15 protein-coding genes and 1 pseudogene are annotated in these 25,806 nt (G+C 51.2%); 6 read left to right on the top strand and 10 right to left on the bottom strand.

Annotated elements, in window-relative coordinates; all coding sequences use genetic code 11:
• Positions 1 to 314: 314 nt before the first annotated feature.
• Genes GTP44_RS15505 through GTP44_RS15495 form a run of 3 tightly spaced genes read right to left on the bottom strand, consistent with a single transcriptional unit; the run spans position 315 to position 6,612 of the window.
• Positions 315 to 3,440, bottom strand: a complete 3,126-nt coding sequence (locus GTP44_RS15505; RefSeq protein ID WP_161020140.1) for an AAA family ATPase — start codon at positions 3,438 to 3,440, stop codon at positions 315 to 317.
• Positions 3,437 to 4,144, bottom strand: a complete 708-nt coding sequence (locus GTP44_RS15500; protein ID WP_161020139.1) for an ABC-three component system middle component 1 — start codon at positions 4,142 to 4,144, stop codon at positions 3,437 to 3,439. The genes GTP44_RS15505 and GTP44_RS15500 overlap by 4 nt, the downstream gene beginning before the upstream one ends.
• Positions 4,141 to 6,612, bottom strand: coding sequence for an ABC-three component system protein (locus GTP44_RS15495; protein WP_161020138.1), 2,472 nt, complete (start codon positions 6,610 to 6,612; stop codon positions 4,141 to 4,143). Before GTP44_RS15495 ends, GTP44_RS15500 begins: the two co-directional genes overlap by 4 nt.
• 330 nt (positions 6,613 to 6,942) lie before the next feature.
• On the opposite strand from GTP44_RS15495, the gene GTP44_RS15490 reads away from it, so the two are divergent.
• Positions 6,943 to 9,252, top strand: coding sequence for an nSTAND3 domain-containing NTPase (locus GTP44_RS15490; protein WP_161020137.1), 2,310 nt, complete (start codon positions 6,943 to 6,945; stop codon positions 9,250 to 9,252).
• Between the two features lie 520 nt (positions 9,253 to 9,772).
• Here GTP44_RS15490 and GTP44_RS27215 read toward each other — a convergent pair.
• Complete coding sequence (locus GTP44_RS27215; RefSeq protein ID WP_202424095.1) at positions 9,773 to 10,771, bottom strand: DUF6896 domain-containing protein; 999 nt, start codon at positions 10,769 to 10,771, stop codon at positions 9,773 to 9,775.
• 22 nt (positions 10,772 to 10,793) lie between these two features.
• Positions 10,794 to 11,333, bottom strand: a complete 540-nt coding sequence (locus GTP44_RS15480; RefSeq protein ID WP_161020136.1) for a hypothetical protein — start codon at positions 11,331 to 11,333, stop codon at positions 10,794 to 10,796.
• Between the two features lie 299 nt (positions 11,334 to 11,632).
• Here GTP44_RS15480 and GTP44_RS15475 point away from each other — a divergent pair, with 299 nt between their 5' ends.
• Positions 11,633 to 15,982 carry a hypothetical protein gene (locus GTP44_RS15475; protein ID WP_202424094.1) on the top strand — a complete coding sequence of 1,450 codons (4,350 nt, stop codon included), beginning with the start codon at positions 11,633 to 11,635 and terminating at the stop codon, positions 15,980 to 15,982.
• 313 nt (positions 15,983 to 16,295) lie between these two features.
• Here the strand turns inward: GTP44_RS15475 and GTP44_RS15470 are convergent, their stop codons facing one another.
• Together GTP44_RS15470 and GTP44_RS15465 are read right to left on the bottom strand one after the other, a co-directional pair.
• Positions 16,296 to 17,870, bottom strand: coding sequence for an LA2681 family HEPN domain-containing protein (locus GTP44_RS15470; RefSeq protein ID WP_161020135.1), 1,575 nt, complete (start codon positions 17,868 to 17,870; stop codon positions 16,296 to 16,298).
• Positions 17,871 to 17,996: 126 nt separating this feature from the next.
• Positions 17,997 to 18,776: a hypothetical protein gene (locus tag GTP44_RS15465; RefSeq protein WP_161020134.1), complete on the bottom strand. Its 780-nt coding sequence runs from the start codon at positions 18,774 to 18,776 to the stop codon at positions 17,997 to 17,999.
• Positions 18,777 to 18,966: 190 nt separating this feature from the next.
• Between GTP44_RS15465 and GTP44_RS15460 the strand changes: the two genes are divergently transcribed.
• Both GTP44_RS15460 and GTP44_RS15455 read left to right on the top strand, forming a co-directional pair.
• On the top strand, positions 18,967 to 19,251 hold the full coding sequence (locus GTP44_RS15460; protein WP_161020133.1) for an H-NS histone family protein: 285 nt from the start codon (positions 18,967 to 18,969) through the stop codon (positions 19,249 to 19,251).
• 282 nt (positions 19,252 to 19,533) lie between these two features.
• A pseudogene (locus tag GTP44_RS15455) lies at positions 19,534 to 20,697 on the top strand (helix-hairpin-helix domain-containing protein); the annotation flags it as partial.
• Positions 20,698 to 20,778: 81 nt separating this feature from the next.
• Here GTP44_RS15455 and GTP44_RS15450 read toward each other — a convergent pair.
• A complete protein-coding gene (locus GTP44_RS15450; protein WP_161020131.1) occupies positions 20,779 to 22,266 on the bottom strand; it encodes an AAA family ATPase in 1,488 nt (495 codons plus the stop codon).
• A 200-nt stretch (positions 22,267 to 22,466) separates the two neighbouring features.
• On the opposite strand from GTP44_RS15450, the gene GTP44_RS15445 reads away from it, so the two are divergent.
• Both GTP44_RS15445 and GTP44_RS15440 read left to right on the top strand, forming a co-directional pair.
• Positions 22,467 to 22,946 carry an SOS response-associated peptidase family protein gene (locus tag GTP44_RS15445; RefSeq protein WP_161020130.1) on the top strand — a complete coding sequence of 160 codons (480 nt, stop codon included), beginning with the start codon at positions 22,467 to 22,469 and terminating at the stop codon, positions 22,944 to 22,946.
• Between the two features lie 435 nt (positions 22,947 to 23,381).
• Entirely contained in the window at positions 23,382 to 24,368 is a 987-nt protein-coding gene (locus GTP44_RS15440) for a hypothetical protein (protein ID WP_161020129.1), read from the top strand.
• A gap of 67 nt (positions 24,369 to 24,435) precedes the next feature.
• On the opposite strand, the gene GTP44_RS15435 is transcribed toward GTP44_RS15440, so the two are convergent.
• Positions 24,436 to 25,116, bottom strand: a complete 681-nt coding sequence (locus tag GTP44_RS15435) for an endonuclease NucS domain-containing protein (protein WP_161020128.1) — start codon at positions 25,114 to 25,116, stop codon at positions 24,436 to 24,438.
• 48 nt (positions 25,117 to 25,164) lie between these two features.
• Positions 25,165 to 25,560, bottom strand: coding sequence for a carbohydrate kinase family protein (locus tag GTP44_RS15430; protein WP_161020127.1), 396 nt, complete (start codon positions 25,558 to 25,560; stop codon positions 25,165 to 25,167).
• Between the last annotated feature and the right edge of the window lie 246 nt (positions 25,561 to 25,806).

Here is a 25,806-nt window from a genome sequence, read left to right as displayed (position 1 = left end):
TTTGCATATCCAAGCGGGAGCTCCTCTAACTGGGTTATCGTCGCTCTCCTCCTAGAGTGGCAATTGCACCGCAATTACGCCAGTCAGGGGGAAGACTAGGCTTCGATAATTTCTTCCTTATGATAGTGGGACTATCAGCCGGAGTCGCTGCGACGGCGTTCAGAGTGCGTCAGTGGAGCCAGTCACGGAGGCGGAGCCCGGACCGAGTCTTGGCCATACTGCACGTGGTAACGAACACGTCCTATCTCGCGTCGCGTCTATTAAAACAATTGTGGCTTCGATAAATAGCTTCGCATTTTGTAAACTGACCGAGCCTATGCCTCCAACACTCCAAGCGTATCAGCCCTACCAATTATCGCCTGAGCTGGTAGGTTATAAATAGGCTTTTCGAACTGTACCCCTTTGCTTGAAGGCCCAGTAAGCGAAATCCGAGTGCATGGCAATCCGGCAGCATCGAACTTACGAGCGATAAATTCGCCCTCGGCTTTGTCGTGTGTCGACATAATTAACTGATACCCATTAAGTTCAACGAGGTTTCGCATTACATCAATAAACGCAGATGTGTGAATTATGTCGTTATGTTGAAGCGGGTCATCCAACAGCAATGCACGCCAACGGGACCACTTATACGAAGTGCTGGCCGCGCAAAGGATGCTGAACCCATTTGCGGCAAGTTGGCCCTCGCTCAGCGTCAGTTGAGGAGCGGTGCTTCCTGCCGTGCTGTGGCCGGCTACAAGGTTTGCTCGACGTCGCAAGGACATTCCAAACGTCGTGGTATCCACTCGATGAGTTGTCGAAAACTGGATGGATTGGCCCGGTGTGCTCAGCATCGCCTCGTTGAATTCTGAAATCACTCCATTAAGTGGAGCTAGCACTTGAGCTGAATATTCCTCAACGTTTGATTTTAGTGTTCTTGCATAGCCGTTCACCGCCCTCTGTGCTTCGATGGTTGCCTCAGCGGCTTCAGTGGCGGCCTTTAGCTGCGACTCCAACTTTACTTTATGAAGCTCGGAATTGATGATTGCATCTTCACCGCCTTCCGCCTTCATCGAGGCAATAACTTCTTCCAACTCAGTCTGCATAAGATGAAGCTGATTGCTCGTTGTAAGTACGTCCAGGCCCTCCTGCTTATTGCGCAAGTCAGCTGTCTCTGACTGCGTGGCCGATAGCGCGCCATCTAAAGCAACGCGGCTTGGCAATCCATCCAGACCCGCCCGCTCCCACCGCTGCTCTAATTGCGCCAGTTGTTCCTGCGCGCTTTTTCGTGCAAGGTCCGATTCAGCCAATGCTCTCTCTGCCACGGATAGAATCTGACCAGCGTTATCAAGCGCAGAGCGCGATGCTAAAAGTTCGTCATTCAATTTTCCGAGTTGGATTCGCGCCGCTTCGAGTGTTGACCGCTGTTCAGGCAATCGGTCATTGATAGCGTCAATGGTCCAGCTCGCCATACCTCGAGCGACTATGCGCTCTGAGCATGCCTTTTCCTCAGCTCGCAATTGGTTCAGACCGGCATTTAGCTGGCTTTGTCGAGCGACTTGGTTCTCAATGTCCTCGATAAGAGCCCGACGTCGCTCCGACGCACTAGCAGCAGAACCAGCAAGCGCTTCTAGTTGCGCAATGGCGATTGACAGACCTTCAACGGCTCTTTGCTGGCGAGAGGTAATAGCAGCGCTCAGGTCTGCAGTTACATCAAGGGTTAACTCCGTGGCTAATTCCAGGCGAGCTCGCGATGCTGCATCCTGACCGGCTTTGAGACTGACATCGAGTTCCGACGAGCGATTCACTATTCCGCTGAGCTCCTCGATTTTTGAATTCAGCTGAGCGGACTTGCTGCGAAGAGAAGCAATCTCACTAGAAATCCTTGCCAAGGTTTCGCTTTCAGCGCGGGCAGCTTTATCGGCTAATAGCTTCAGTTGGCCGACTTCAAAAGGAGTGCTGCAAACTGGACAGTCGGTGTCGTCATGTGCGATATGGCTCGCAATCATCGCGACCGCAGCATTGATGGCTGTAGTGTGCGCCTCAGAATCAGCGTATGCGACTGTGGCTTTATCTATTGCCTCGGCCAGGACTCCTCTTTCTTTCAATGCGGATTCTAGCGCTGGCTTAGCTGTATTTGCTGCTTCCAACGCCGAAGCTGATGCTGCTAAGGCTCGCACGACGGCGTCGTCCAATTCCAGCAACTTAGAATGCGAAACCGCAAGCGCGCTAGCCCTATCAACCTCAGCCCGCAAGGCTGCTGCTGTGCTAGCAGCATCATGATGCTTCTGCACCTCAGCTTCTGCTTCTACTAATACTGTCCGGCGCTGAAGCACTACTTCTGAAAAATGAACCTGCTGTGCATCCAACGAGACAATTTGCGCTGCAACGTCATCGCGCTTTGTGATGTCTAATCTAGTCGACTCCAGCATATTGATGTGCTGTTCAACATCGCGCATTGCCGTACTTTGAGCGTCGCAGTTCGAAACGGCAGCGTTAACTCTTTCGGAGAGTTCTCGGACGACTACGTTTGCACTTGCGACGTCGTTTCTAGCACGGACCAAGACTGGATGTTCGGGGTCAGCATTCAATTTTGCATTGGCGAACAAATCCACTAAACTCGAAAGCCCGTCGAGTTGGTCCGTCCGTTCATGCAGCCGGGAAATTGCTGTACGAATTTTTGACCCTAATTGCGCGAGGCGCTGTGCAATCGAAGCGCCCTGAATTTCCTTTGGGCCTTCCGAAAGAGCGCCTGCGATTTCAAGCTCGAGAGTCGCAATGCGCTCCTCCATCTGTTCGGAAGTCAATGTGCCGGCCGCGTTCAACGACTGTTTGAGGCGAGAGAGTCGGACTTGCCAATTCTCCCATTGCGCTAGCTTGTTGCGAATGTCGTCTATAGCTTTTTGCTCGTCTTGATTTCTACGAGTGAAAGCCAGCGTAATTGACCGATGTTTAATCCGTTCTCTAACGCTTTCCAACTGCTCTATGCCACTGGGTCCACGCAACGTCCTCCACTGGTCCTTTTCGTCCCTGCTTGTAAATCGCTGTGCAGATGCCTGTCCGAGGAAATGGGTCAACGCGAGATAAGTGGCAAGGTCCTGAATTTTTTTCTTACCGTGCCTGGCAAGATAAGAGATGATTTCTTCTTGAGAAGTTGCTAAGCCGAGCCCCCGTTCAATATCAATCTGGTCAGTGAACGTGAGCTTCACTTTATGAGCCCCCGAAGGCGCCCCGGCTCTCGTTAAGTACTCGTCTTCCGAAACCTTCTTTTTCTCCGCATATTGCTGGAAACGTCTTGCGTTTCCTGTGAGGCCCCACTCAATAGCATCAAAGAAATTACTCTTCCCTAAGCCGTTGGCCCCAGTCACGATGGTCAAACCAGGTCCAGCAGGAATGCTAATGTCGAAATCTCCAAAGGTTCGGAAATCTTTGATACTTACGCCTGATAGGAAAATTTCGCTCATTTGGTCCTCCCTACTGCCCACGCTTCCACTAACTCATTCACAATTTCATCCGGAGTTTTATCTTGGTCAAGTACGGCCAACTCCCATGCATCGATTGTCTCGCGCGGCAACCCGTCATTGTTAGTCGATTCAGTCGTTAACTTATCAAGTTCAACATCATCGAGAATGTCCGTTTGAATCCACGGACGTGCGAAAAAGGTTTGCTTGATAAAACGCTCGTAACTTTCGGCATCGCTCGCGGGGTCTATAGGCATCAACCATACGAGCTTTCGCGCTACCCTTTCATCCCGCTCCACAAACTTCGCCAAGGCATCCCATTCTTCGTCAGTATCACTGCCACGTGGACCGACCAGAACAAGGAGCAAATCTAACGATTGTGCCGGACTTAGAAATGACCTAGCGATAACGCACTGATTTCGATAGCGTCTTACGGCCTCCTGAACCGCCTCAAGCGCTGGAGTGTCCGGGAGTAATCCAAGTATCAGCGTGTAGCGGTTAATGGAAAGCGCTTCGCACTCCGCCGGCAGGTCGCTCGGACTCAGCATACTTGCGGACGTGGTACCGCCATTAAAGTGGTGACCAGCTAATGCTGGTTTGAGTTCAGCAATCATCTCGCGATGGTCCACAGCGGACACTCGCTGTGCTGTCGACATAAGGCGCTCACAAAAGTGACTGAGTACCGAAGAATTGGAAATGGCGCTCATGCTGCGGTCCTTTTATCGATTACGTTGTCCCATCTAATAAACCGCCTCGCGTCCACCCCAGCTAGGAATTTGGTCAACGCAGCCGCGCCGAGCTCCATCGCCTCGCAGAACTGGCCGCTTAGTGTGAGCATTACTGGTTCGTGACCGAGGGGAACACTGAAGGTTAGCTCGTCTGAAGAGTTATCTCTAAACGACAAATTGGAAGCGCGCTCGCTGTCAAGTGCCCCATCTACTGCAAGTACGACGAACTCAGTGCGCCACATTCCCTCGGCGACGTTTCGGAGTGTATGTTTCCCGTTAATACGAGTAGCAGCGAAGGTGTGGCCCGCCCACTCTGGCTCCGCATCAAATTTTCGATGCAAATTACCAGGGAGAGCAGCTTTCGGTCCAACTGAATTCCAGCATGAGGCGATGGCTAACGAAACCACGACACCAAGGATTATTTCTGAAGTCGAGCTTGGCCCCACAAGGACTCGAGCAGCAGGATGTTCTGCATGATTGGAGTTCATCATGAGACACAAGAAATTCCCAAGCAAGGCAGGGTCCGCATCAAATAAGGCGGTCCAATTCTTCCAGGTTACTGCCATCATTTCACGCAGGTCCTGTGCGATTGTGAGCGCGATATCTGTACCCTCTTCGGTACCATCGGCTAGGAATTTGCTAATGTAATTGTCCACCTTAGTTAACACCCACCTGTCCAGGTGGTGATGCAATTCTTCAGCTAACGCTTCGAGGGGAAAGTCATGAGGCTCCTCGGTAGCGCCCGCAGGAAGGCCCTCTCCGAAAAGTGGTTTGTTGAGTCCCTTGGCGGGCCCCTTATCTATCACGCTTTTGATTAGACCGTCCCAAAATACGCGGTCCGAATAAACAGTCAAATTTTTACAGTGTCCGGCAATTCGCAGCACGAGCGGCGCCATCTTGCCGAGGCTTTCCGCTCCGTCAGCAAGAACAAGCTCGTAATAGTTAGAGGTCGACCAAATTTGAGCAAGGTCAGTTTTCGCCACCGCCCCGGTCCAATGAATGTTTGTGCCGTCCCTCGTCATCTTGAATCGACGAGCGCGTATTGCTGCATTTTGTATTCTTGGCGACGGCGGGACGCCAGCATCTCTACACAACTTCTCAAAGAACGAGCGAGCGTCCTGTGAAAGTCCTGGAACAACTGTCATATTCTTGTACCGTGCTAGCCATCTCGCGTGAGCTTCACCGTAGGCGTTTAGCACGTTTTGGAATGGTTCGCGAACAGCATCTCGATTCGGCCCGCGGCGTACAATCACTTCATCTGCAGCTATTTCTCCAATTCCATCGCAATTTAGCAAGTACCCGTCATCATCACTAATCGTCGACGTCACTTCACCGCAGTGAATATGTTTAAAAATATGCGCTCCAATCTCTTGGCAAGCTTTAACGCTCACGTAGACAGCAAGACGGTTGAGCACCGCCGTGTCAAGACTGAATATTTGCTTTTCTCTAGTTTGTAGGACGAGGCGAACGCCAGGCCTCATCTGCATGCGAAACTGGTGAACAAGTCCGTTGTCACGGATGAGAGGATGGATTTCCGTCTCGTAAGCAGCCCACAGGTCCAATGGTGGCTGACCAGGCTCCACTTCTCGCGCCCTCTTGTCGATGTCTTGCAAAGCTGAGCGCACTGCTTCCATGCGCAGGTTCTCGGTGATGAGACTTAGCATCGTTCCGTGATTAAAGTCCGACGAAGCCGCTGCAACGAAGTCAATCAGTCCACCGTCTCCATTGCCACTAATGAAAAAGGAAGGCGATGGCCGTCCATCGAACTCCGGTCCAGGCACTCCAGCGTCAGACCAATAGCTTGCGCTTCGAACACCGCGGATTGCTTGTTTAGGTTCGACCCCGAAACCAATTGCGAGAAATACCATATCAAAGTAGCCGGGGTTATCGTCTTCCGGCACCGGATTGGCTGCGCTTCCAATACGGGTGAATGCTACCTTGTACACTTTATCGTCGCGCTCGATTTTTGTGACTTTACAGCCTAGCTTTTTTTCTAGCTCAGGCCGACAGGCCACGATTTGTTCAAATTGTTTGATTACATCCATCCGGACCTGCTTGGAGGAGCCGGATTCCCAATCGAGCAAAGGTAAATTCGCAGCCCTATCTGTTGTATCGATTTTAGGCCAGTCATAAATATGGGGGTCTAGCTTTCGTCGCTCTGTGGCGCCTTGGAGCGACAGCATATTAGGCGCACTATCGAAGAGCACCACTTTAGCACTCGTCGCTAGCAGCAATGCGGCTGCCGCCGTCACTCCCGCAGCTCCTGCCCCGATGACAGCAACGCGCTTGCAATCTTTCAGGTGCCCCTGGTCGTGCAGAGCATGAACAAGAGAAAGCGCGCGCGCCTGTTGCGAGTAAAAAGTGATTCGCTTGTCGAAACTGCCAATGACATAAAGTTTAGGGCTGTCCGGAACTGCTGCACCCGCCAAGATATCAGCCGGATTCACCCTTGTCTCCAATGCAATACAGAGCTTTCAAGCCTAACTTGCACTGCACGCCTCATATTCGCTTCCTGCATAAATCGCAGCATTCGATTTCTGAAATTTTTCATTGTCGTTTAGTACGTACCACACCCACATTAGAAGCCAAAAGATTAACAGTTTTCCTAGTAGAAAAATACACCAATTATCACTTTGAGCTCTCTGACGAATCTTTATCGCCAGCGGAGACCATCCTTGTTCTACCTTACGTCTAAAAATGGAGCCTTCAACATTTCAGTCATAATGCAGAGGCCTTTCCGGAACTGCGCGAGCCAAAATCTGCCCGACCAAATAGACATGAACACAAAACAACCGCACCTAAATGAACCGAATCCGGTCCGAGAGGCACAGGGATATCACGCTGACTTTGCATTGCACACACTTGGCTGGAAGGCGTTCCAAGACTTGTGTGCTCAAGTAATGGAAGAAGAAATCCAGGGCACAGTATCGATTTACCGCGAAGCACAAGACGGCGGCCAGGACGCGGTTTTCCTTGCTACTCGGCTGAACGGGAAATCGACAATCGGAACGGTACAGTGCAAGTTCTCTAGCAAGGCCGACCGTAGGTTAAAGGCAGCGGATATCACCGGCGAGCTGCAGAACGTCACTGAGTTGGTCGCCAAGGGATTGGCTTCGCGCTATTACTTCATCACGAGCATGGGGATTGATGCCGACATTGGCACGCAAATCCGCAAGCGCTTAGTGGAATTGGGCGTGGAGCAAGCACACGTTCTTGGGAGGGAATGGCTATTCCTGAAAATTAGAGGTAGTCCCCGCCTCCGCGCGCTGGTTCCACGAGTATATGGACTTGGCGACCTCTCGACCATCCTTGACGACAGATGTGCGCAGCAAACGGCTGCCCTACTGGGCTCTCACCAAAAGGCGCTCAACGTCTACGTGCCTACCGCCCCTCACAGAGCGGCTGTCAACATTCTTGCGGAGCATAAACTTGTTCTACTTCTTGGCGCCCCCGCAACGGGTAAATCTACTCTGGCGGCCATCTTAGCGACGTTAGCAGTGGACAAAGATGAAGTCGAGGTCTTCAAGTGCGAAGGCCCCATGGAGTTGCGTCGACACTGGAATCCCCACGAAACCAAACGCTTATTTTGGGTGGATGATGCGTTTGGCTCCAACTTATTGATGCCAGATTACGTAAATGCCTGGCTGGAGTTCATGCCAAAACTGAAGACGGCAATTGAGCACGGTTGCCACTTCATCCTAACGTCCCGTACTCACATATGGAATGAGGCCAAGCCTCGCCTGGGTTCCAGAAACCACCAGCTCTTAGCCAACGATGTAGCGGTGGTTAATGTTGGCGAACTGTCACATTCGGAACGTGAACAAATTCTCTACAACCACTTAAAGGTGGGCAACCAGCCTGCTGAATGGAAAGTAAAGATTCGTGAGCACTTGCCGGAATTGTCGAAGGAAAAGAGACTTCTGCCCGAACTGGCGCGGCGACTTGGAGACAGCACGTACACGGCACATATCCGAGCACTCCCAGACGACCTGCGTCGCTTCATCTCTGAGCCGCAAAAATTTCTTGTTCAAACATTCGAAGAACTTAATGTGCCCCAGCGCGCCGCCCTTACGCTAGTGTTCCTGAGCCAGTCTAGGCTACCGGTCTATCTATTTCCTGAGACCGATGTTGACCTACTAGCGAAAAATTATGGGGTATCAAAAGCGCAACTTACTGAATCGTTGATGCAGCTCGCGGATTCTCTTGTCGTTCGCCGCCGAGATGGCCCGCACGAGTACTGGGCTTTCTGGCATCCCACGTTTGCTGACGCAATCAGCGAAATTCTCAGCAAACGGCCTGACCTCATTAGCGTCTTCGTCCGCGGCGCAAAACTCGATACGCTTTTCTCCGAAGCAGTGTCTGAAGGCGCGACTTACGTTAGAGATGCCGTGGTCGTCCCAATGAGCTGTAGCGACGACCTTATCGAAAGACTGCTTGAGACACCAGACGAAACCAGAGCCAACCAAAAACTGTTCCATTTTTTGAACCATCGCCTGCCTGCGGAGTTAGTGAAAAAAATTCTCGAGCGTGCCCCAGAGCTGCTTGAGCGCGACGGACATTTGCAACGATGGATGAGGTTTAGCGGTAGCGAAGAAGTCGTGCTACGCGCGACAGCCCATTCAATGCATTTACTTGACGACAGCACACGTTACGCGACCGTCGATATGCTTGAGCATGGAGCGCTTCATTCATTTGAAATGTCCTTTGTACACAACGACTCCGTCCTTGCGCTCTTTAAGCCTTCCGAACTTATGCACCTCTCAGCTGGCCTGCTTGCAACAATGGACTCGGCTATTGCTTCGCGAATTGAGCACCTTCAATCTCAAGCAGACCCTAACAATGACGTTGAGAGTCAGTTTGAGGAGATAACCAATTTCCTTGCGGATTTGCGCGAATTAGCTGAGTCGGATATTGTTTTCGAGGCGCAGCATAAAGAACTATGGGATACGCTTCAGGCCGCAATAGCAGAAGTCCAATCTCACAAGTCCTCAGACCCTGAGGAGGAGAGCATCTTTTGGAACGCGCCTGCGGCAGTTCAACGCGAACACGCAACGGGACGCTCGCTGTTCAGCGACGTGGATGAATAAGGACGTGATGTCAGCCGGACGCATCCGATTCAAGCTTTGAAGTAAGTGCTACACCTGAACTTTCGCATCGCCTCAAATGCTAGAGTAGTTGCGGTCACTTCCGCCCAACCACGTCGTTTAACTGGAAGAGATACAGATAAATACCTTCACGCGACTTGGAGCGCTGCATAGCGTCGGTAGCCTATGCCTACCGACGCAAAAACCGTGTTCCCAAATATCATTGTCCACAAACGCGGAACCAGGGTAAACCACGTCGTAACCCAAAGGTCATCGGCACATGTGAGATGAGCGGAAAATGGACACACCTTCGCTGTCCAGCATTTGAGTGACGCATTTCGCTAGGAGGCCTTTAGCTACTCGGCGTTTAGGCTCTCGTGCATTCGCATTATGGTCGGAGATTGTCGATAGCTCACGGGACGACACTGTCTAACTCACATTAGCTCAGCGCCATCCGGCCCAAGGCGCTAACGCGGGCCTTAATTATCTCGAGTGCGCCGTTATACATTAGTGGTTGCGCTGCTCAACTTTGCTTAGACCTTTGGGTTTTCCTGCGAGCGTGTTGCTTGCGAATCTGACTTTCATCCAACCGTCCACGTGTCAGGTAGTGGTCCTCACAAAGTATGCTATACATGGAAAAGAACTCCTCGAAAGCCGAATGTAGTTCACCTGCCCAGGATAACCGTCCCATTTCGTCAGTCGCGAACTGCAATATAGGCTTCACGTCTTCACGTGTATGAAAAACGTTATTTCGAAGCTTTTTAAGGGGTTTTATGTGAAGCTTGATAAGCCGCGTTAGCTCCTGGGCTTGGTCGATGAGCTCTCGAAACGCCTGAGGGCGACTTTCTGCAAGCAAGATGCACATGGTCGGCTTATCGAACTTTGAGCATGTTTCAGAAAGATACCCTAACCAAGTCAAAAAGTAGATTCGATACGCAAGCGCGTCATTTTGGCTTAGGTAGTTATTTTTGTTCAGCTTACTTGCAAGCTTCTGATAATTCTTGCGCATCAAATCAGCGGCTAAAAAGCTGTGGACGTTCAGAGCTACTACTTTGTCTTGGTCGTAGTGGGGTAGAAGGTCTCCCGGAATGTCTCGACATACCTCACTCGCCAGCATGCGCTCAGCTTCCGCCACATAATAAATGGTCAATGAAGGCGCAATGAGTTCGCCTGACTTAATGGCCGCCTCAAAGCACCTATCAATCGCTTCTGCAGATTCGAATCCAAAGTTTGTCAAATTTGAACCAGCAAATTTGCCAAGGCGCCATGCATCAAAACCGTCTATCTCCCCTAGCCTGCCAAAGTCAAAGTCTACCGGACCAGTCTCTAGCTCGACCTCACATCCGACGCCGTGCTTGAAATACTTCACTTCGCCGTTTAGCTTGCCGCAGTGAGGGATGCTGTTCTCGACCCAGTCGCTCGAAGTAACAGGAATCGGAATTCCTGAGCGAGCCATAAGTTCGACGGCCTCACGCACGCCGGCCTGATAATCGGTGATTAGCTTTTTGAGTCTTCTATCCATAAGGCAGCCCTCCACTGATTCGTCAGGTCGCGTTTTGACCACTGTCAACTTCTTGGTTTTGCCTTTCCCAAATCGGAGCGTACTTGCTACCTGTGATGAGTTGATGGAGGCTAAGCGTAGCCAGATGGCTTTCTGCCGATACGCGCTGAATGTCTTGGAGCGACACGGCGTCGATGCGAGGCTTCATCTGCCCGCGCGCACTCAATGATACTGAGCTGACCGTACCGGACTTCTTGTCGTAAAAAAGTGATTGGTGCAAAAAGCGGTTTCGGCCGTTCTGGGCCTTTTTGATGTCCGACATTACTTTCGCATAGTCGGCGAGTGCGGGGAATTCGTCGTGCAGCTCGTGGCAAAGCGTCTCAAGCATATCAACCCGCTGCTTAAAATTTAAGTGAGCTACCACCACAGCAGCGCGCCAGTCGTGGACGCCCTCGTAACCCATTAGCTTGCCTATCGCCATATTCACACCGGACTCCATTACACTAAAATTGGCAGAAAGGCGCCCAATTTCCAGCATGTATTCATCAGGTAAAGGCCAATTCTGGGGAAGCGTAAAGTTCATGAAATCTCTGCACGTTGGTCATGGAATAACCATAGTACCCTATGGATTGTACGCAGCGCAGTAGCGCCAACGACTACGCAGTTATGCACGCATTCTCCCAATTCAGTTGCCAGCGCTATCGAAAACCGCTTCGCGCAATGGTGCGGTTCGCCGCGCTGTGCGTGCTGCATCGATTGGAACATCCGAAATAGCTTCGATAACTCGCCGGCCTTCGCTAATTCTTGTACCATCCTTCTACACTTTGATTCTGTCGAATCCCCGAACGCGTCTGTCCAGCCCGCTTCTCAATAAAATTACTAATGCCCTACATCGATTTAAACCGACGCTTCGTCGAAAGAAAAACCTACGACGCCGATGAACTCATTGCCTCTGAAATTCGTGGAAAACGTCTAGACTGGCCCGCAGTACTGGAGCGTCGAATTTGCTTGGTGGTGGCGCCAGCAAATTACGGAAAAACGACGGAGATGAAGCACCGTGCAGCTCAAATGCGTAGTGAGCCTAGTACGGCAGTGTTCATCGCGTTGAGGGCTCTCGCTGACCGTGGCAGCGTCGAGAAAGCGCTAACGGGCGAGGACCTTGCAGCTTTCAAAACCTGGAGGGAATCGCCAACCGAAACGTTGACGCTCTTCGTGGATTCTTTGGACGAGGCTGCAGCCGGCAAGGCTGAGTCCATCGAATACCTGATTAGCGAGCTTGCAGAGGCGGTATCGTGGCCAAGCGACCGAGTGAACTGGGTTGTCTCGACCAGGCCGGCAGTTCTGACCCCAGCGATATACGGAAAGCTTGCGGAAATTCTTGCCCGGCCCGCTTCAACTATCCACACGTCTTCAGTACCAGTATCTGGCGGCATGTTGAGCCATGAAGCGTCATCATCAACGACTGAGACGAGCACTGAAGCAGGAAGCCTTAGTCTTTTTTCGATGCTTCCTTTGGAGACCAAGCAAGCGCAGCAGTATCTTACTGGCCACCACCCAAGCATCGATGGCGCGCAACTTCTTAGCATTGCCCGCGAACGCGGGCTGGGGGGCTTCACGAAAAACCCTGGCGGGCTCGACATTCTGGCTCATATTGACATGTTCGAGGCTCCGCCAAACTCGCTCACAGAAGTTTTCAACCGCGTAATTGACGCCATTCAAATCTTACGTTCGGCGGACCATCGCTTAACAGATGCGGGGGCTCCAGCGAGCGAGCCGCTCGCTCAGGCCGCGCAACGTCTTGCGGCAGCTTCGCAGGTATGTCAACTGGTCAATATCGAGATGCCTCCAGCGACTTTGGACATCCCAGTAAAGTCTCTATCAGCCCGTCTCATCGCCACTCCCATCTTGAACGAGGCATCGATAAAGCAGCTGCTCAATTCGCAGCTCTGCATTGACGTCGGCTTTCATCAAGTAAAAATATATCCGGACGAACTGCTTCCGTTTTTAGCTGCCCGGCGCCTAGCTGACCTCGTCGAATCTGCCGAACAAGCTCAGAGACTTGTTCAAAATTTCATTTGGTCAGCACCAAGCGGTGAGCAAGGGATTCAGCGCGAATACTTGCCATTGATGGGCTGGCTCGCTACGCTAAATCCGCATTGTCGCCAAATCATACTGCAATCAGACCCGCAGGCATTGGCCTTCTTCGGCGACTTGCGTAATGCCGCGATACCCATTGCGGATGCCGAGGACGCACTGCGCGAGAGCTTTAAACGGCTTGCAGACCAAGGCGACCATCCTGGGCGCGGAATGTTCACTCTGACTTCTGAGAACCACTGGCAGGCGGGTCCTCAACGCTTGTTGCCGACCATCGCTAGCCTATTCGAGGAGCACTGTGAAAATTACGTGGCTCGAGAGCTCCTGATGGACATCGCAGCCGCGTCCAAATCGGACATACTGAGGGGCAAAGTGTTGCGTCGGTCAGAAGGCGATTACAACCGCCTGCTTGGCGACCGCGCGGGGGTCGAGTATCTCTTGGACGTAGGCATAGAAGATGATTTCAAGGGCATCGCCGCAGCGATTGTATCCAGCGTAACAGCAAACGACAGCTTGGCTTCCTTATTACTTCGCCGCTTGGGTTGGAGCTATTTTACTGCGCGTGAAGTATTGAGCATTATCAACCGACACTTCGCAAAGGACAGAAGTTTCTTCAATCTTTCATATTTATTCGATTCAGAGGAATTCCTAGGAAGCGCCTCCTACGAACAACTCTACAAGGTGAGTAGGAGCATGGTGTTGAAGGTCGCTAGGATGAGCGACCGTAGACAACGTCTCTTCGGTACAGACAGGCGAAACACGGACAAGTATGTCGAGATGGCAGTTGGCATCGTTATAGCTTTTTTGAGCCGAGACAGTGCGGGAGACACACAGAAAGCCGCTCGAGTTTGCTTTGTCCTGCAACACGCGCTTAGGGAAGGTCACTTCGGAATTGACAAGAAACAGCTGAGCATATCACTGAAGGACAACGCACCTGTGCGTCGGGCGCTGCTGACATACATTGTCGGCCAGTCCAAGGTTGACGATGCGCGCCTCATGCGGGAAGTGTTCGGCCACCGAAGTATATTCGAATTCCAGGCTACCGATGTCGAGTGGCTCGACAACCCTCGCCTGTCGAAGGCGTTTTCGGACTACCAAGCGCAACTCGCGACGCCGGCGCCGCAGCCCCCCTTCAAGAGCAAGAAATCTTCGAAGGATAATGAGCTCAAAATAGACAGCAAGTCGAAGAAAGTCCTGAAATCCAGGCGCGCTTGCATCGCTGATGCGACTTCAACGGGTGACCTTGCATGGATTGCGGGATGGCTGCTGCAAACAAATACAGACTCCCGCTACGGCGAAGTCGACTTTGAGGTCTTCCGACGAGCGGCAGGCAAGCCGTTAGCTGACGCTGTCCTTTCGGGCTTGAGTAAGCTATGGAGAATGGAACTACCTCGTTACGATGAAGAAGACCCCAGGACGACTTATAACATCACGGTAGCTGGTCTGCAGGGGTTGCATTTGGAGCTGGGGACCGGCGAGAATCTGCCCGCTCTTTCTGCGGCGGAAGTACGGCAGGCTCTGCGCTACGGTACGTTCGAAATGAACGGATATCCGAAGTGGTTTTGGCCATTGGTTGCAGCGCATCACGTCACCTCAATTTCTGAGCTGTCGAACATCGCCAACGAAGCAAGTAAAGGCGCGGTATCTAAGGAGCACGCGGAAGAACTATTCACAGCCCTGTCTGACGCTCCGGAACCGGTCAGAGAGGTACTGGCGCCGATTGCCTGGAACTATCTCGTCGAACAAAACCCTTCTCGGGAGTGGGTCGCGGAGCAGATTCTCCGTGCCATGCTGGAAAATCCAACGACGGCCCGACCAAAGCAGTTCGAACATATTGCGCTTGGAGCGATGAAGGGAGCGTTTAAGTCCCCTCTTCCGGCAGAACCTGACACCGCATTGACCGCACAACGCGCGGCCGCTGCCATGTGGGCGAGTTATTGGCTGACTACCTATCCGAACGGTTTTTATAATGCCGTTAGTAATTGGGGACCAAAGGACCCCGAAGCTGTGCGGGCTTTCCTGTTCGCGCTGGCGGCTCATTTCGGCAGAGACAGAGAAGGAAGCATCAGTCAACTCGCGCGAAGTAGTGATGACGGCGTGGAGGTACTTGGAGACCTATATTTATGGACAAAGTGGGCGGTCAATCCCGACGAGGACAAGGCACGTCCAAACGGCGTCGTATACAGTCCAGGTGCCAGGGACAACGCGCAAAGCTTCAGAGACACCCTGATTCCAAGCATCGCGTCTGCGAACTCGCAGATGGCTTACGAGATTCTTGGAGTACTTCGACGAAAGGCAACGCATGAGTCTATGCGCATGTACATACGCCGGCTTCAGTTCGAGCTGCGCGAGCGCCAGCTCACTCGCAAACCACTGCCTCAAATAAGGTATGACCAGTTTGAAAAAGACTTCCGTGCGGAGGTGACGGACTCGCTTTCGTTCGCGATGTCCGTCCACTCCGACCTTCAGGCGATGAAATACGACATCGAGCGTGGAGAACATAGTCTCCGTAGCTTCTTCAGCGAGATTGACTTTACACGTGTTTTAAAACCCGGTGCTCAAGGAGCCAAAGCAGGAATTGCACTTGAGGCTAACTTCCAGCGCCTGCTCGCAAGCGAGCTAAATCATCACTCGCGCGGCCGCTACTCTGTCTCCGTTGAGTCTGAAACTGCAGAAAGCAAACGCAGAGATGTACTTTGCAGCCGCAACGATTGGCGCGCTTCAATCGAGTTAAAGATGTCAGAGCGGTGGACTATCGAAGACTACATCGAAGCTCTCGAATCTCAGTTGGTCGGACAGTATATGCGGCACCGTAGCGCGACCACCGGATTCTTGGTGCTCGTTCTTCAAACGAAGGGAAGAAGATGGACTAATCCGTCGACCGGTAAGAAGGTTGGATTCGAAGAAGTCTTAGAAATTCTGTCGGCAAAGGCGCAAGAACTCGAGGGGAAGGACCGGTCGAGATATCTGAGGGTCATCGGTATTGACGCAACGGCGCCAGAAGATTTTCGTAACCGGGGCAAGCAAACCAAAGCGCCGAGCGTTCGCAACGGCGTGCGACCAAGCACTGCCACGAGCAAACCCGCTGGCAAGGCTAAGCCGCTTTCCACCAAGGCCAGCCTCCGCAAAAAAGCTTAAACGGCTGATGACACATCTCATTGGCGAAGACGAACTGTCCGACGACAAACTCTCATTTGTTCGGAAGTATGGCGGCTCTGTTATGCACGTGCTGAAGCCGAAGAAGCCCGAACGTCATGGTGAGCAACCGCGCGCGCGAATGAACTTGTCGGACATTCGCAATTCGCTAGCCCACGGTATCGGACTTGATGGTCTTCTCTGGAGCGGGCTTTTAGAACTGGAGCGCGACTTAATAGAATTCAGCTTTCGATTGTATTGCAGGATTACGATTGCCATAGCCACCAAAAGAGCATGCCTCGCCTTTCTTGAACGACTAAAAATTCCTATCTTCTGTATATAACCCCAAGTCAACCGGTGCAAGTTTATCGCCTGGGCGGTAGGCACGCTGCTCTTCGACAAACATAGCTAAAGCAAGATATATCAGTGCCGACCGAGTCATGCGAAGAAGATGCTCAGCTCGTGCCGCAAGCTCATCGTGCCCCACTAGATGGGAAAGGTGGTCTTCAAACATTTCAGATTCGCCGCGGTCTGCCTGCGGCAAACCGTCAAGTACGACTTTCAGTGCCTTGTGCTCAAGATGATTGCGCAACGCATCCAGTTCTTTAGCGATAGGGTCCGCCACCTCTTGGAAATCTTGGTCGTAGATATCTTTAGCCAACCAGTACAGTGCACGCAGCGGTAGGTTCTTAGAGTCCTCAAAGACTTTCCGGACGCACCCAACCGGCACCTCCCTGCCTTTTTTGTCCTCGACCCAAAGCTTTCTAAAGCTCACTTGCTTTTCGGGGATTTCCAACCTCCAATAATCGTTAATAAAGTAGGCCAATTTATCAAGTAATGAGTACGCAAGCCGGAACGATGTTTTGACCTGCTCGACGCCAATTGAGTACAGAGCAAAGTCAGCATTTGACTCCAGCGGTAGCTCCCGGTCCGCAAAATGCTGCCGCTCTCTTGCTGTTCCTTCAAAGAGATTCAAGCGCGCATAGACGTATTCCTGCTTAAGCTGATTGAAGAAAGCACGGTATGTGATTCCTGCCCCTTTAATCCTATGACCTGGCAAAAGGAGCACGTCCTGCGCGGCAATGGAAAGCGGGCCGAGGTCATTCAACGGATTTAAAAATAGATTGCGCCCCAAACACCAGGTCCGATAGGCACGCTCCCGCTTTGATTTTCCAACCGGATATTCGGACGGCCCGCTATCATGGGGGCCTTCATAACAGCTCAGCTCGCGCTCGACTTTTGTACTGTGCCACCTAAAAGCATCAAGAGCTTCCGGGTATGTCGAACCATCTCTGCCTAGGCCGCCTGTAATTGCCTGCGACAATTCATTCTGAGCTGAACGCAAAAACCAATAGGTGTGACCTTCGTCATACAACTGCATTCCATATCGCGCGAGCCCGACTCCAAGATTGCCGCGCGCCATGCCCAGATTCCTCTGCTCTACGAGGGCGTTTTTCCATTCCACCAGGGCATCAACAATCCTCCCTGCGGTGCTCAAGGAATTCCCAAGATTGCAATATATCTGCGCGCGTCGAGGTGCGGGCAACTCTACAAACCCTGGATGCTGAATGGCGCCTCTCAGGGCAAAAATTTGTTCCACTAACTCAGGTTGCTCCCACCTCCAAACATCATCGCCAGTCCGCCTGATGTGCTGTAGTGATGCCCACGCATTCGACCTATGGTAGAGAACCAAACTTGCGTCGGCTTGGATGCTTTTGTTTTCCATCCCTTCCGAGATTTCTATCGCGGCAACGAGCACATTTTCGTTAGACTCGTCGCCCGCTGTATCGATTACTAAAGCAAGTGTCTCAACCCATTTCCCAAAGTCCGAGCTTTGTTCCGTCGACTTCTTCAGCATTTCAAGATGCTCTGCCAAACTTAGTTCTGCCATATTTCTCTCATCTATCTCTACACAAATTAACTTTAACTTGTAGACCCAATGCCTACAGTGCCGGCCGACTGAGGTGGATATTAGACTCCGTAGAGAATGGAAGTGGGACCTACATTATTTCAACAATCAAATACCCAGAAATTGGCGAAAATCTTCGACACGAGATGCGATAAGCATCCCTGCTTTTTGCGAATGCCCCCAAACCAACCCAGTTATCTGCGCATCCGTTGGACTCCATGCCCCCCCCGCATCAGTTACCTCTTTGTACCTGGTGTTCCATAAAAACGAGCCGCTTAACCCATCGCCCAGTGGAAGTACGCCGTTATCGCCGGCAACAACTTCTGCCACCTCGGGCAGATAAGGCAGACAGAGATGGATACCCTCTTTTGGCACCGGGCTCTCTTTGAGAAGCACAGGGTCATATGGACCTTCGTGCGTAATGACGCCTATCCCTCTGATTAAATGTTGTCCGAAGCCGGCAGTCGCCTCCGAGCCCGGGAACCCGAACACGTAAAGAAATTCTCCCTCCACCGGACTATGCGTGTTGGCAAACATTTCAGTTGTCGCGCATTGTGCTCTGTGGGGGACAAGCGTCCAACTGTTCGATGAGAGCCGAGTTGCTGCGATATCAACAGGGTATGGGTCGCTTTGAAAAGACTCAGGAATGCTCAGCCCCGCATTGCTCCCGAACGGCGTCCACCCCAACATTCCCGAACTTTGCGAGCGTGCAACATGCTCGCAGGTAACGATATAAATGCGATTATCAATGGTGACGAAGTTACCAGTGCCCTCGTGGTCACCTGGTGGATTTCTGGTATCGCCGGGCTTTATCAAGGCGATGGCGGTGACAAATGGGTCAACAAAATCGCCCATGGCTTTTACGAAATTTTGCGGTAGAGAGCTCATTAGCATCCATTGAAATTAGTTACCGGTCACGGCTCTGACAAGTTGGCAGAAAGGATACCCGCACTTGGCTTGGATAGCGCTCACTTCAATTCCATCGGCGCTAAAGATTGGAACGTTTGAGAACCAACATTTCATCAGCACTAATCAGTAGCAGCGCCTGTACAATTATCTTATTTGATAAAGGACCGATATGCCAACTTACGCAGACTACCAAAAGCAAATCGCTGAACTCAAGGCGGCTGCCGAGCGGACTCGGAAAGATGAGATATCCAAGGCCTGTGCTGACATTAAAGCCATCATGGATGAGTACGGCATCACGCTAGCGGACCTCTCCAGCACGCAGAAAACCGTACGCAAGGCAAGCAAGCCTGTTGAAATCAAATATCGCAACAACGAAACTGGTGAGACTTGGACCGGCCGAGGACGCGCACCAAGGTGGCTCGATGGGAAGAAGAAAGAAGATTTTTTGGTCTGACCTAGTCCCGAACGCGCTATTGACGCCGGCACGAAGCAGACGTCGGCGCGGAAGTTCGATTTGCATTTAACCTGATTCTTGCTGATGCAGTTCATTGACATTCCCCCGCCGCCCTACTATGTTCCAGACCCGGAGATTCCAGAAGTCCTGAACTTGTCTGACGGCTCTTACCAAACATTGGCTGAGGTGGTTGGAGACGTCTACGGCGATGCCGTCAAAAAGCGACTGGAGATTAAAGATGCCCTCGCCTCGGGCGTCCCCCTCTATGCTTGTGCCGAGTGCGGCGTGCCGATTTTCCAAGAGCAGGTCATGTCGATTGCGATGGTTGCAGCCGGTTTCTCTGCTGGCAAGGCGGACGCACTTCGACGAGCCATGGCGGCATGGCAGCGTAAAGGCAACCTCGCGCAATTCGAAGACGACCTTTTGTCCGGCATGCTGGGACGCGGGTACGACGAGGCATTTGCAAACAACATCATCGGTCAGCTCAAAGGTTTTGCTGCATATGGATTTCCAGAGTCTCACGCTCACTCCTTCGCATTGATAGCTTACGCCTCCTGCTGGCTTAAGCGCCATGAGCCTGCTGCGTTTTTGGCAGCCCTGCTGAACAGTCAGCCAATGGGCTTCTACTCGCCCTCTTCTCTCGTCCAAGATGCGCAGCGTAATGGAATCGAGGTGCGTCCGCCGGACGTCCGCATCAGCAATTGGGAGGCTACACTGGAACCACCAACCAAAGGAATGCAGCCCGCAGTGAGGCTAGGTCTGAACATCATCAACGGGATGGAACAGGAAGCCGCTTGGCGTATCGAAGAGGCACGCGCCATCGCGCCGTTCAAGAGCACTACCGACCTTGCCTCCCGCGCGAATTTGGACGAAGGCGACATGAACAAATTGGCTCAGGGAGACGCTCTTCAAACGCTCTCGGGGAACCGACGACAAGCGATTTGGCAGGCGAAATCCAGCGTGCCGGACAAAGGATTACTAAGGCCAGCAGAAATTAAAGAAGAGCTTGTAGAGCTTGACGCTCCGACCGAGGCAGAGGATGTAGTTACTGACTACAAACGTCTCGGTCTCACTCTCCGCAGTCATCCACTGTCGTTCTTGCGAGGGACTCTGACAGCGCGCAAATTTGTCACCAGCGATGTACTGGCAGGGTTTGCGGACAGACAGCTCGCGCGTGCGTGCGGCATCGTCACCGTGCGTCAGCGACCGGGCACTGCGAAAGGCGTAGTATTTCTCACGCTAGAAGACGAGCACGGAACGGTCAACGTCATTTGCTGGCCAAGCTTGGTCGACGAATATCGCAAGGAAGTCATGGGCGCCGAATTGCTCGGCGTCTACGGGATATGGCAGTCGGAAAGCGGTGTGCGACACTTAGTGGCAAAACGCATGGTCGACCTTAGTCCACTGCTGGGAGAGATTCGGACAAAATCCAGAGATTTTCAGTAATGAGGAGAGGCAACGCAACGCCATTAAAATTTTACACGTCACGCCCCCATCTCCTATGTAATGGTCACTATCTCGTCAATTTTAACTACACAAGCCGATGAGAGTGCGAGAGAGCGTCGAAATATTCTCAAAATTGGAAATGAAAGAACAGGTTTCACGCTTAAAAGATTCTTCACTAATGCCTTGCTCTTCTGCACATTTCTTTAGCACAAGGAAAAGACCTTTTCCATTTTTATCCTTCTCGGACTCCGACCTTGAATTATAATCTGCCAATATATTCGGCAAGCTTCTTACACTATAAAAAGCATCACCAAATTTTTTCGCAAATACAGCATCTGGATTATCTACGAGCTTCTTCCTAAGATATTTTTCCAAACTCTGAATTGGCAAGAATGACACAATTTGCCCTTTAAATTTAGAGTTTCCTCCGTATTTTGAATTAAACTCATTTTGAACATCACCATCCAGAATCGCGATTACCTTACAATCTGTACCTGCCAATTTTGAAGTAATCAGGTCCTTCTGTAAATTTAATGTATTTTCCCAACCTCCTGACGGAAGTATCTTAATAAGTCTGCTAGCATTTATATTGTTATCCCTTATAGCTTTTTCTACAAAATACTTTGCAAGTTCATCCTCCACTAGTAGAACAAAGTCAAACCCGTCAGCCGTGTACAAACACCGCGTTGCGTAAGCAGGGTAACATGGGTTGACAATTTCAATATCGCCTGCGATGTCCAGAGCCAAGTGGTAAATACGGTCAGGTCGTATGTTGTGGATTATCTGAACGCTGTGAGTAGCAAAATAAATACAGAAGTTGAAGTCAGATGAAATCTTATTTAAAAAAACCGCAAGTCTTTCCTGTGCTGATGGATGCAGGGCAAGTTCTATTTCATCCATGATTATTAGACTAAGGTTGTGATTTCTAGTCTTTGTCTTGAATTTTATGCGCTCGCTAATGAAGTGAAGCAATCCAATAAGCAAAAATTCGCCCGAACTCATATTGAAATGATAAAGCCATTTCGAGTTCTTCTCGATTAAATAGGGAATGCCTCCGAATCCCATATTCTCTGCAATAGACTTGGATTTTACCTTCTTGAGCCCACCATAAGCAAACGGGTTATCGCGAAGAATTTTTCCTAAATTTTCAATGACAAAATCATCTGCGTCACAGACGTCAGTTGCTTTAATTTTCTGAGTTTTCCCGATTCTAGATGTATGGGCATCACTAAAACGACTTCCAAAAATCAAACTTCCCTCATAAAATCCATCAAGAAATATTTCGGAATTTCCATCCGACCTTTGCCAGTTAATTGTTTTGGTCCAAACGTTTTCGGTTCCATTTAATTTAAACGTTATTTTTGAATTAGAACTCCCGTCATTTCTGAACGAATTCTGCAAAGCGCCCCGGTAAACAAGCTTAGACAACGCTGCGAAAGTCGTACTCTTGCCAATGCCATTCTCGCCGGTCACCGCATAAAGCCCTTTTTTGAAAGGGAGCGATAATTTCAAATTCTTGATACCCTTAAGTTCTTGAATCTCTAACTCGATATTCTCTGTATCCTGCATGAGTTCTTCGTCCTTTCATAAATGGGAAAATAACCAGCCTTAAATCTCGATATTTCTTATTGGTAATCATAGTTACTTACTTTACCATAATTTCCAAGTGGCATTATCACCAATTATCACACCAACATGTGAAGCTGACAGCTTTCAAAAGCATCGTGTAGAGCTAAAATAGTGATAGCCTCAACTTCGTGTCGAAAGCCATGTGTGTCAACTACATCACCGTCAGCCGTCAAATCTGCTTCGATTGGTTCAAGACCCCAATTGAGGTCAATGAAGACTGGCGCGAGGAAATCTACAAGGACCGCCTGGCGCCGTTCATCATCCACGACGACCAAGGAAGTCGCAAGGGTCTGCTGGGCACGTACGGATTCGTCCCGCAGCGCCACCGGCCCTTCAAAAAGTTGACGCCGGAAGAGCAGACAAAATTCGAGCGGAAAATCGAGAAGGCGAAAGCCGACGGTAAGCCCTTAACAGAGCCCCCACGCATTTCTATGGACACGATGAATGCCCGCGCAGAAGAAGTAGGGAGCAAGGTCACCTACAAGCGCTTTTGGCTACAACAGCAGCTGTGCATTGTGCCCGCCCTAAAGGTGTTCGAACCGAACTGGGAGACAGGTCTGCATGAACGTTGGGCACTTGAACTCGCCGGCGGCGAGCCAATTGGCCTCCCTGGCATGTGACGAAGCTGGGAGGAAAAGGACGGAACCATATCGCACAGCTTTACCCATTTCACGCTGAACGCCGATGAACATCCACTACTGAAGCGCTTCCATCGCCCTGGTGAGGAAAAGCGCGGGGTGGCAATACTGCGGCCAGAGCATTGTGACGACTGGCTCAGTTCAAAGAACCCGGAATTTGCACGCGTCCTAATTGAGCTGCGCCCCGAGCTGGAGTTGCGTGCGTACGCTGCACCGAAGCAAGGTGCAGACAATGATGACGTCCAGGATGCAGAAGGCCCACATCCTGAATCTCGGTCCACTCATCAGGCGTCTCTCTTTTAATCCTCGCTACCAACTAATCTCTTCTAGGGGAAAAACGCAGCACTAACATGTACAACGCAACCACGAGTCCCAGCAGCATGCAGGTCCCCCTCTCAAAATACATGGAGGCGACCATTGCAGCACATCCATGACTTCATCGGGTTCTATATGCAGACAGGGTTCTGGATAGGAAGCTGTCCAGACTTAAGCCTTTATGACGAGGCTCGACGCTTCACTGGCATGTGTGCAGAAATCGGCTACGCCTACGACTGTCCCGCCTTTATGGTAGCCATCACGATTGACGGCATGGTGCTACTCCATCACAAGGAAATGGCGTCGAACGTCCCCCAGATGGGAGACCCGACGCAAATCGAAAAAGCCCTTAGTTGGTGGGATGAGTTTCTGGACTACGCCTATGCTTTGCAAGCCATTATCGAATCAGAAACTATGCGCGTTGCAGCCCCTTTTGGCATCGCCGCTAGTGAAGTCGCACCAGATTACACTTCGACCATCGGCATGATTGATTGGTTTCCAGTCAGGCGGAATTGGGAAAGCGGTCGCGTTATCAACGAGCAATTGCGAGACCTAGAACACTACATACGGTATGTCTCTAAGCACGGGGAGGTCCCCTCTGAAATTACATTCAGCCCTTATAGTTGGCCAAAAGTTAAGGTAAGTACTTTGGATTCCGCAATGAGGAATTTCGAATACATTTGCGCTCATCCGAGAGTTCTGAAATGGCTCGCGTTCGTCACCAGGAGCAAGGTCGCGTACAGCAAGAATGACTTCGCAATGTCACTGCTCCAATCCTGGTTTGTCATCGAGTCGGTCTGCAATCAGCTCTACGATGATTCACCGCATATACATGTACGTGGGAATCGCAAAAACGTAAAGGCGAAGCACATCATTGATTTACTATCGCAAGATGGCAAACTTGCGGCCGCAACCGCACACGACCTTCATGAGGTACGTAAAGTTCGAAATGGTCTAGTTCATTCACCCGAGACAACCCGTTGCTCTTCGAGACTTGCAGCGTTGGCGGGCAATCTGGCCTCCAGCCTGTCAATGCATGGTCATCCATTTGGGGTAGATTTGTTGTGGCAGTGTGGTGTGCGATATTAGCGTCCGATGCGGCCGGGTCGCACTACCGGTCCATCCACAAGCTCAGCGTTTTAACGAGCGTCGCTCGTTAAACAGTGGCTTCTTCGAACGCGAACTGAACCCGATAAGTCACTAGCTTCAGGCCTGGAATCGCCTTGGCCGCCCACCGTACAGGCTCTGCAAAGCCGCTTGCGACCAAGATGGCGCGCGGCGCGGTGCCTTCCTTCTCGCCGTACCAGCCGATATATCGGGCAATCTGGCCAATCGACGAGTCCTTGGCTTCTCCTGCCTTCAGTTCAATAATAACCGTACGTCCCTCAGCGTCTCTCGCGAGCAAGTCCAGTCGTCCAACATCGCTCGACTCCTGCCTCGACACTAGCGTAAGACCTGGCTCCAGGATATCCAAGTGGCTGACAATCTGGTCTTCCAAGTCCCGTTCCAGGCTCAAGCTACTTTCAACATACTCCGTCAGGTCCTGATGGGTCGATTCATCCACCACAGCTGCTGCCAATTCGCTCGTGTCCACCGAAGCGTCGAGCGTGAAGGTTACTCTCTTGTTCTTAAAGTCTGGGGATGCACGACGGCCAGCATCGAGCCAGAACTTTGCATGGGGCTGGCTTGATGCATTATTAGCCCACCATGCGTGGTATTGCCGACCACTGGCAGGAAGACCTCCAGCGATGACCTTATCCAAATCATCAAATGAAAGCGTAATTTGTGCTTCTGGCTTTGATACCAGAAATGGCGTGAGCTGAGCATAGCGAGACATTGGGGCCTTTGGCGTATGAGAGTTTGACGAAAGTGCTAGTACTCTAATCTAGAGGCGCGCCGGCATGCCGTCAACGCCATAAAGAGCTTTTCCTTCCACGATAGCTCGCCAAGCAGCTCTAGCCGGATAAACTAGAGCTTTATCTTCCAATCGAAGTTTCGCGGTCTGTTTAAGTTGCTCATCGCCACAGTAAGCTTCCACCACGGTGACACTTTTTGGCATCCGAAATACGCGTCCGCGTTCATCTGTCGCATATCCCATTAAGGCCATGGCGAACTCGTCCATCAATAGGCTGTTGCCTTCCACTGCCGAGAAAACTGGAGAACAAACGGCAGCTCCGCCTAGATGCGCCAATGTAAAGAGAATCAGGCTTGGGTTTGCAGTATTAAATAACGCCCCTGTCTTAGCCGCAGCAAGCACATTTGCTGCAAAAACTGAAACCAACCGGTCTTTATCTTCAAAGCGACACTTGATAAAAAGCGGCGACTTCTCACTACTCTCCGGGCGGAACGTTCGGGTAAGCAGTTGTGCAGATACCGAAAGCGTCTGTTGGTCTTCGATGAGAGCTATAGTCGAATCTGGTGTACGGGCTGAAATCTGCAGGCGGGGATGAGGCGGTGGAGATTTTGTTGGAAAATTTGATTGTCGAGATCAAAACCAACCAACAGAGGAAACTCCACCATGACGAAG

The sequence above is a fragment of the Duganella lactea genome (genome assembly GCF_009857505.1).
GTDB lineage: Bacteria > Pseudomonadota > Gammaproteobacteria > Burkholderiales > Burkholderiaceae_D > Rugamonas > Rugamonas lactea.
The sequence above is the reverse complement of the archived record's forward strand: the minus strand, read 5'-3'. Positions and strand labels throughout refer to the sequence as shown.

What these genes read in the sequence shown, in the direction of transcription:
- GTP44_RS15505 (WP_161020140.1), bottom strand. Translation starts at nt 3,440, where the DNA reads ATGAGCGAAATTTTCCTATCAGGCGTAAGTATCAAAGATTTCCGAACC.
- GTP44_RS15500 (WP_161020139.1), bottom strand. Translation starts at nt 4,144, where the DNA reads ATGAGCGCCATTTCCAATTCTTCGGTACTCAGTCACTTTTGTGAGCGC.
- GTP44_RS15490 (WP_161020137.1), top strand. Translation starts at nt 6,943, where the DNA reads ATGAACACAAAACAACCGCACCTAAATGAACCGAATCCGGTCCGAGAG.
- GTP44_RS27215 (WP_202424095.1), bottom strand. Translation starts at nt 10,771, where the DNA reads ATGGATAGAAGACTCAAAAAGCTAATCACCGATTATCAGGCCGGCGTG.
- GTP44_RS15480 (WP_161020136.1), bottom strand. Translation starts at nt 11,333, where the DNA reads ATGAACTTTACGCTTCCCCAGAATTGGCCTTTACCTGATGAATACATG.
- GTP44_RS15475 (WP_202424094.1), top strand. Translation starts at nt 11,633, where the DNA reads ATGCCCTACATCGATTTAAACCGACGCTTCGTCGAAAGAAAAACCTAC.
- GTP44_RS15470 (WP_161020135.1), bottom strand. Translation starts at nt 17,870, where the DNA reads ATGGCAGAACTAAGTTTGGCAGAGCATCTTGAAATGCTGAAGAAGTCG.
- GTP44_RS15465 (WP_161020134.1), bottom strand. Translation starts at nt 18,776, where the DNA reads ATGAGCTCTCTACCGCAAAATTTCGTAAAAGCCATGGGCGATTTTGTT.
- GTP44_RS15460 (WP_161020133.1), top strand. Translation starts at nt 18,967, where the DNA reads ATGCCAACTTACGCAGACTACCAAAAGCAAATCGCTGAACTCAAGGCG.
- GTP44_RS15450 (WP_161020131.1), bottom strand. Translation starts at nt 22,266, where the DNA reads ATGCAGGATACAGAGAATATCGAGTTAGAGATTCAAGAACTTAAGGGT.
- GTP44_RS15445 (WP_161020130.1), top strand. Translation starts at nt 22,467, where the DNA reads ATGTGTGTCAACTACATCACCGTCAGCCGTCAAATCTGCTTCGATTGG.
- GTP44_RS15435 (WP_161020128.1), bottom strand. Translation starts at nt 25,116, where the DNA reads ATGTCTCGCTATGCTCAGCTCACGCCATTTCTGGTATCAAAGCCAGAA.